The sequence below is a fragment of the Sphingobium sp. AP50 genome (genome assembly GCF_900109095.1).
Taxonomy (GTDB): domain Bacteria; phylum Pseudomonadota; class Alphaproteobacteria; order Sphingomonadales; family Sphingomonadaceae; genus Sphingobium.
In genome coordinates this window covers 25,887-32,031 of sequence record NZ_FNYZ01000035.1, presented here as the reverse complement: position 1 = coordinate 32,031, position 6,145 = coordinate 25,887, and the positions used below count along the sequence as shown (strand labels likewise).

Here is a 6,145-nt window from a genome sequence, read left to right as displayed (position 1 = left end):
CATCAAATCCGCAAATGCCCTGCTTTATGCCGCCGCTGCAATCATCCTCATCAGGCGTATCGCTCGTTACGCATGAGATTCAAGACAGGCTCTTATGTGCCTCGCATCCCAAATTCATCTGAAGAAGTATGATGTGGCAACAGCGAGCGTAATCTCCACGCAACCGACGCCGGACGAGGCTCTGAAGCGGCTGGTCGACGGCAATGAAGCATTCGTGGCCGACGAGCCACTGCCGTCTGATTTGTCACGCGAGCGGCGCCTGACGCTTGCCGAAGGGCAGCAGCCGTTCGCGACGCTTGTGGGCTGCTCGGACTCGCGTGTAGGGCCGGAACAACTTTTCGGCGTCGGCTTGGGTGAGCTGTTCATTGTTCAGGCGGCCGGCAACAACGTTGACACCGCAGGAATGGGGTCGATTGAGTATTCTGTGGCCGTGCTTAAGGTGCCGCTCATCGTGGTGCTGGGTCACGACAAATGTGGCGCCGTCGCTGCAGCCGCTGACGTCGTGACGAAGGATACGCGCTTTCCGGGCAGCATCGCTCGCATGATCGAGCCGATCGTCCCAGCTGCTCAGCGCAGCGTCGATGAAGATAAGCTGGTCGATACAGCGGTTGAGAAGAACGTTCGCCGGATGGTTGAACGTCTTCAGAAATTCTCGGAGCTGATGCTGATCGAGCCACAAGGGCGCGGCGAATTGAAGGTCGTTGGTGCCGTGTATGAGTTGGCGACTGGCCGGGTGCGCTGGCTCTAAGCAGCGTGTCGCTATGGACATGATCGGTAGTTAGTCGGTCATGTCCATTGATATGAGCGGCTATGGCGCATCGATATTCTCTTGAAGGGTGGTGTTACTAAGCTATTCTCCCCGAAAGGGGATTCTTACTTTGGATACCGCAATAGGAGACGATCAGGCTGACGAGCCTGCGAAGCAGGTGAAGTCTGTGGCTGCCGGGATACTTGGCGAATTCTTCGACGTTCTTGCGAATGAGGACGGGCTAGCTGATATCGCTGCGGGGCTGGGAAAGACTGTCTTGGATGACGGCATTTTTGCTGAGCCTGCGATTCGCGCTACGATGTTCCCGGAAGCGTCATGATTAGAGCGGATTTCGACCGTTATGAATCGGCAAGGGTTTCCAAGAGCGTGATTTTATGATTCAGAATCCCTGTTGGTGGAGGAGGCCAGCATGGATGGGTCAGCCTTTGTCTATGGATTTGCGCTCGCGGCTTCTGGCGGCGATTGACGGGGGTTTGAGCTGCCGTGCGGCGGCGGCGCGGTTTGGGGTTGCGCCATCGACGGCGATCCGATGGCAGGCACAATGGCGCGAGACGGGCGATTATAGCCCCAAGCCTCATGGCGGTGACATGCGGTCACGCATGATCGAGACGCGGGGGCAGGACATCCTCGCCCTTTGGGAGGGCCGCAAGGACATCACGCTGGAGGAGCTACGCGTAGGTTTGGCCGAGATTGGCCTGAGCGTGTCTGTGGCCGGACTTCACCGCTTCTTCGTGCGCCGCGGCATGACGCGCAAAAAAGACTGCTCATGCAATCGAGCAGAACCGGCCCGACGTCCTGAATCAACGGCACGACTGGTTCGATAGTCAGATCGATCTGGAGCCCGAACGCCTCGTGTTCATTGATGAAACCTGGACCGCCACCAACATGACCCGCAGCCATGGTCGCTGCCGGAAAGGCGAGCGCTTGCGCATGGGCTTTCCGCATGGTCACCGCAAAACGACCACGCTGGTGGCCGGATTGCGCATGACCGGCATGGTCGCGCCAATGGTGCTCGATGGCCCGATCAACGGCGACTGGTTCGAAGCCTATGTCACCCACGTGCTCGTACCCGTTTTGCAGCCCTGTGATGTCGTGATCATGGATAACCTGTCGAGCCACAAGCGCGCCTCAGTGCGTGAACTGATTGAAGCGGCTGGCGCGACGCTGCGGTTCTTGCCGCCATACAGCCCGGACTTCAATCCGATCGAAAAAGCCTTTTCAAAACTCAAAGCCTTGCTGCGAAAGGCGGAAGAAAGAACCGTCAGCGGCCTGTGGGGCCTGATCGGCAAACTCGTCGATATCTTCCAGCCAATGGAATGTGCCAACTACTTCAGTTCGTGCGGGTATGATCTGGAATGATCGAAAAACGCTCTAAGATTGACCAGATTACGATCAAGGAATTTCGCGGAATTCGCGAACTCACATTTGATCTCAAGGGCAAGAACTTTGCTGCTTGCGGCCCGAATGGTACCGGCAAGAGCGGCATTGTCGACGCGATCGAGTTTGCACTTACAGGCAACATCTCTCGACTGGCAGGCGCCGGTAATCTCGGCGCGGTTCACGTCGCCGGACCGTCGAGCATGTCTTTGATACGCTCAAATCCTGGATGGGCAGCACCCACTTTCTGACCAAGACGCTCAAAAACGTCAGAACCGAGATGAGTTTGTGCGTGCTGGCCTACAATATGAAGCGAATGATCCAGATCATGGGCATCCAGCCACTTATAGCGGCGATCCGTACCTGATCGCGGCCCGCGTCTTCAGCAACACCGTACCCAGCTACCCATCCCACCAAAATCTGCCATCTTCGCCTCGGCGCGTTTTTACACAGCCTCGACCAACATACGTCATTCGGATACGATGACGGGAATGTCTAATTATGCCGAATTCTGCCATTCCCCGTCCCATCATTTTTGATCGGGGGTCCGCTGACAGAATGGCCGTGTGAGCCCATTTCGTGATCATCGAAACTGGGCCATCGTCCATCCGGTGACGTGACCCCCAGGTTTCCACCAGCGCGGATTAGAGCCGGGCAGCCTCCTGTTCCTTCAGCACGCCGATGATCTGCTTTTCTGTGAACCTTGCTCGCTTCATTCGTCCGTCCTTCCATCAGGCCAGGCTCTAATCAAGCTTGGAGGAAAATCCGGGAGGCGCGTCACCGCATTCTTTGACGGTAACCGCTCGGCGTTTCGCCCGAGTCCTTGCGGAATGTTGAAGAAAAGGTGCTCGAGCTCGTAAAGCCCAGACGGTAAGCGACTTCCTTCAAGGGAAGGTCAGTTTCCGCGAGAATGGTCTGCGCTTTGCTCAACCGGGCGCGCGCGACATATTCATGCAGCGTCAAACCGGTTGTCTTTTTGAATGATCTGCGCAGATGTGCTGAACTAATACCGCACTGTCGAGAAATTTCTTCGGTGGTCGGGCAACGGTTTGTCGTGCTGTCTATATAATCATAAATACTTGTAAGTTCTCTGCCCGAGAATTGTCCTTCAAAGGTGCGAATTCGCTTCGGGCTGCTGCGTTCGCGGAAATGGCGCGCTATTTCCACCGCGACGAGGTTGGCAAGTGACTCAACCATGAGGTCGCCGCCGAAGCCGGGCGAAATTACCTCTGATGATAGTCGTTGCATTGCATGCTCAATTCGGAAATTGTGCATATTATAGCAACGTTCCAGATCGTTGGCGGTCCAGTCGTGCCGATCAGGCCATATCCGCTGGAACCAGTCGTCCGCGAAGCGACAAATGACATTGCGCGTGCGCTCACTTATTTTTGCCGGGGTGGTTTCTGTTTGTGTATGCGCAGGGAAAAACATCAGGGGACCATAGTCCTGCACCTTACCGCTTTTCATACGCGCTGCGACGCTTACCCGGCCTGGATGCGGACGATACCGTAGTATGAAGTCGTCCGTGCACTCTGAAATTCTCTCGTCGATGTCCCATCGATAGTCGAGAACCTGAACATTGATACCAGGCAGGTTCATTTCACCGGTAACGTTGGTCGTCCTTGCTACCATCAGGGCCACTCCTATTTGTTTGCTGCGCTTTTGCGCTTATCAGATTGTATAGAGCCAGCGCTTGCCGGCCCTCAATGCAGTCTCGGGATCCTGCGTTATGCCAGATCGGCTTTGCCTGCCATCATTTTGGCACGGCGGCTTCGTGGATGACATCGGTTGGCTATCGGGTTTGTCCAACCGTCGAAGGGGCCAAGCCCTAGATCGAATCCGAGTGGGCGGATATTTCCGGACACTCCAAGATCAAGTGGAACATGGTCCTTCGGCATACCGGTCCCCTCGGCAGGGCCAAAGGCATCCAAGCTGGTGCTTGCTGCCACGATCCCGCCAACATTATTGGTCGGAGGCACATTTTGAACCACAGGTCCAAAGGTGTCCTGCCCTCAGTTACCTAGGGACAGAGCAGAAAAATTGCAAATGCTGTGCCGAATCTGTTCTCTCTGCGAACATGATGGGAGAGGGGATTGCTCATGTCCAGACATCGAGCATGCGGCTTCTTAGCCGCTCACTGATTTATGCAGTGCATAGGGCTGGGCGATTATGTCTCAAATGCCCATGTCCCGTACATTTGGCAATTTTATCGGAGGCCCCCAACTAGCGATCGGTCGTTACAAGGAACCGATCTCAGGACTGAGCCGTCGCTTTGAGCATTTGATTGGGCGTTCGTAGATCGACCTCATGTTCAAATCGCTCGGTCATTGCGGGCGCGACATCCGCAACATCAACATAGAATTGCTCATACCAGCGGCGCAGTTGATACAGTGGGCCACAAAATTCGGTAAGCACCGGAGCGTCGATCCTGGCCTTGGTCTCCCAGATGCTGACGTCCTGCAGAAATGTTTCGACAGCCGCCTTCGCCACCGCTCTACCAAGGGCGATGCCTTCGTCGTCCGAGACGCCTTCGATGCGCCTTGTTGTGATGCCGACGTGCAGCGCAAAGCTGTTCGGCGTAACCGGGTAGTGAGCGTTAATCAGATATAGCTGCACAGGCTTGCCGAGATGATCGACCGTCTGACTGACGATCATATATGCCGGACCATAATAGGTGGCCGAGCTTTCGAAAGAAAATGCTGCCGTACCGTCGCCGTTCCCCCGCCCATCATCTGCGCTCAAGGCTTGGAAGGTGCCCTTCTGGGTGGCCATGTGCCGCTCGAAGATGTTGACGAAGCGCGTCGCCTCCAGGCCATGGACGAGCTTGAAATGCATCGCATCGGCGACATTGTCCACGAGCTCGCGGCAATTGGCCGGGATGTGCATGGTCTGCCATTCCCATGGGGTGCACTCGTCGTTCATGACGGCGTCGATCCTGGGGATCGCGACTTCGGGAGGTGGCTGCCTCTCCTCCGGGTCATGATAGACGAACAACTGCTCGTTCTGCTCCATCACTGGCCATGACCTGGTCTTCGCCTTGCGCGGAATCCGAGGGGAGTAGGGGATGTGCGCGCACTCGCCCCTGCCGTTCCATTGCCAACCGTGGAATGGGCAAGCGACCGTGCCCTCGATGATCGTTCCGGTGCCGAGGTCTGCGCCCATATGCGGGCAATAGCCATCCAAAACGGCCATGCTTCCGTCCGCCTGCTGGAATACCACCAGCTTGGTCCCGAAAATCAGCAGGGAGTGGGGGCGGCCGTCCTTGAACGGCGCTGAAAGACCCAGGCAATGCCAGCCTCTAGCATAACGTTGGGGAGGCGCATTGCCGGCAATCGGGACACGCTCTGGCGCCACTTTTTCCAACGACAGTTTCCTCTCTCCAGCAATGGTGAACGAAGCTGCCGAAGATCACTCGGCTTCCCATTCATTTTGGGTAGAGGCTAACGACTTTGCCGTGCCTCGTAGAAGGGGAAATGATTTGCCGATCAGCGCATAAGTTTCATTTTACGATGCTGTCACTCGGCCGGCACGTCCGACTCCCGGGAGAGAGTCTATCAAGACCAGTCTTGCACACGCCCTGTTTCCATCAGGCCCCGTCGGCTTCCATGGCGCACCGCTAAAGCCCCAATCTTCTAAGCGGGCGGTCAGATACTTTCCGGAACCTCAACGACACAGACGCGGATGCGCTCCCGATCCAGAAATTGCGCTTCGTCCTCAGCAACCCGCTCGGCAGCGCCTGGCGCCGCAAAGCTCTTGGCCCACGCCTGGAACGACTGCCGGTCCGGGAACTCCATTTCCGTAACCACATCGAAATCGATCTGGTCCGCATTACGATTTTGCGGATCATTCAGTTGCAGGAAATTGCGCCGGTAAACGGGTATACCGGGGGCGACTTCGTTGATTAACTGGACGTGCCGGGTCTCATAATAGGCCTGAAACTCTTCCGGGGACGTGCCCGCCTTTCGCGATAGAAAGGCCATCACCTTGAACATTTTATGC

At 56.3% G+C, this 6,145-nt stretch carries 7 protein-coding genes and 1 pseudogene; 5 read left to right on the top strand and 3 right to left on the bottom strand.

Going from position 1 to position 6,145, the window contains the following annotated elements; all coding sequences use genetic code 11:
- Window positions 1-133: 133 nt before the first annotated feature.
- The 5 genes and pseudogenes from BMY84_RS27655 to BMY84_RS27635 form a co-directional block, all read left to right on the top strand.
- Entirely contained in the window at window positions 134-748 is a 615-nt protein-coding gene (locus tag BMY84_RS27655) for a carbonic anhydrase (protein ID WP_093088290.1), read from the top strand.
- Window positions 749-878: 130 nt separating this feature from the next.
- Window positions 879-1,088, top strand: a complete 210-nt coding sequence (locus tag BMY84_RS27650) for a hypothetical protein (protein WP_093088285.1) — start codon at window positions 879-881, stop codon at window positions 1,086-1,088.
- 94 nt (window positions 1,089-1,182) lie between these two features.
- Window positions 1,183-2,128, top strand: a protein-coding gene (locus BMY84_RS27645) for an IS630 family transposase (RefSeq protein ID WP_371262460.1) whose coding sequence is annotated in 2 segments (ribosomal slippage) — window positions 1,183-1,523 and window positions 1,522-2,128 — 948 coding nt in all. Because the reading frame shifts where the segments join, the coding sequence is not laid out codon by codon here.
- Window positions 2,125-2,397, top strand: coding sequence for an ATP-binding protein (locus BMY84_RS27640; RefSeq protein WP_218147055.1), 273 nt, complete (start codon window positions 2,125-2,127; stop codon window positions 2,395-2,397). Before BMY84_RS27645 ends, BMY84_RS27640 begins: the two co-directional genes overlap by 4 nt.
- A pseudogene (locus BMY84_RS27635) lies at window positions 2,331-2,513 on the top strand (transposase); the annotation flags it as partial. The gene BMY84_RS27640 and the pseudogene BMY84_RS27635, both read left to right, overlap by 67 nt.
- A 410-nt stretch (window positions 2,514-2,923) precedes the next feature.
- On the opposite strand, the gene BMY84_RS27630 reads toward BMY84_RS27635, so the two are convergent.
- The 3 genes from BMY84_RS27630 to BMY84_RS27620 all read right to left on the bottom strand — a co-directional run bounded on the left by BMY84_RS27630 (window position 2,924) and on the right by BMY84_RS27620 (window position 6,138).
- Window positions 2,924-3,778 (bottom strand): helix-turn-helix domain-containing protein, encoded by an 855-nt coding sequence (locus BMY84_RS27630; RefSeq protein WP_093088282.1) that lies wholly within the window; start codon window positions 3,776-3,778, stop codon window positions 2,924-2,926.
- Window positions 3,779-4,399: 621 nt separating this feature from the next.
- On the bottom strand, window positions 4,400-5,500 hold the full coding sequence (locus BMY84_RS27625; RefSeq protein ID WP_093088288.1) for a Rieske 2Fe-2S domain-containing protein: 1,101 nt from the start codon (window positions 5,498-5,500) through the stop codon (window positions 4,400-4,402).
- A 290-nt stretch (window positions 5,501-5,790) separates the two neighbouring features.
- Window positions 5,791-6,138, bottom strand: coding sequence for an EthD domain-containing protein (locus tag BMY84_RS27620; RefSeq protein WP_177204245.1), 348 nt, complete (start codon window positions 6,136-6,138; stop codon window positions 5,791-5,793).
- Window positions 6,139-6,145: the final 7 nt, after the last annotated feature.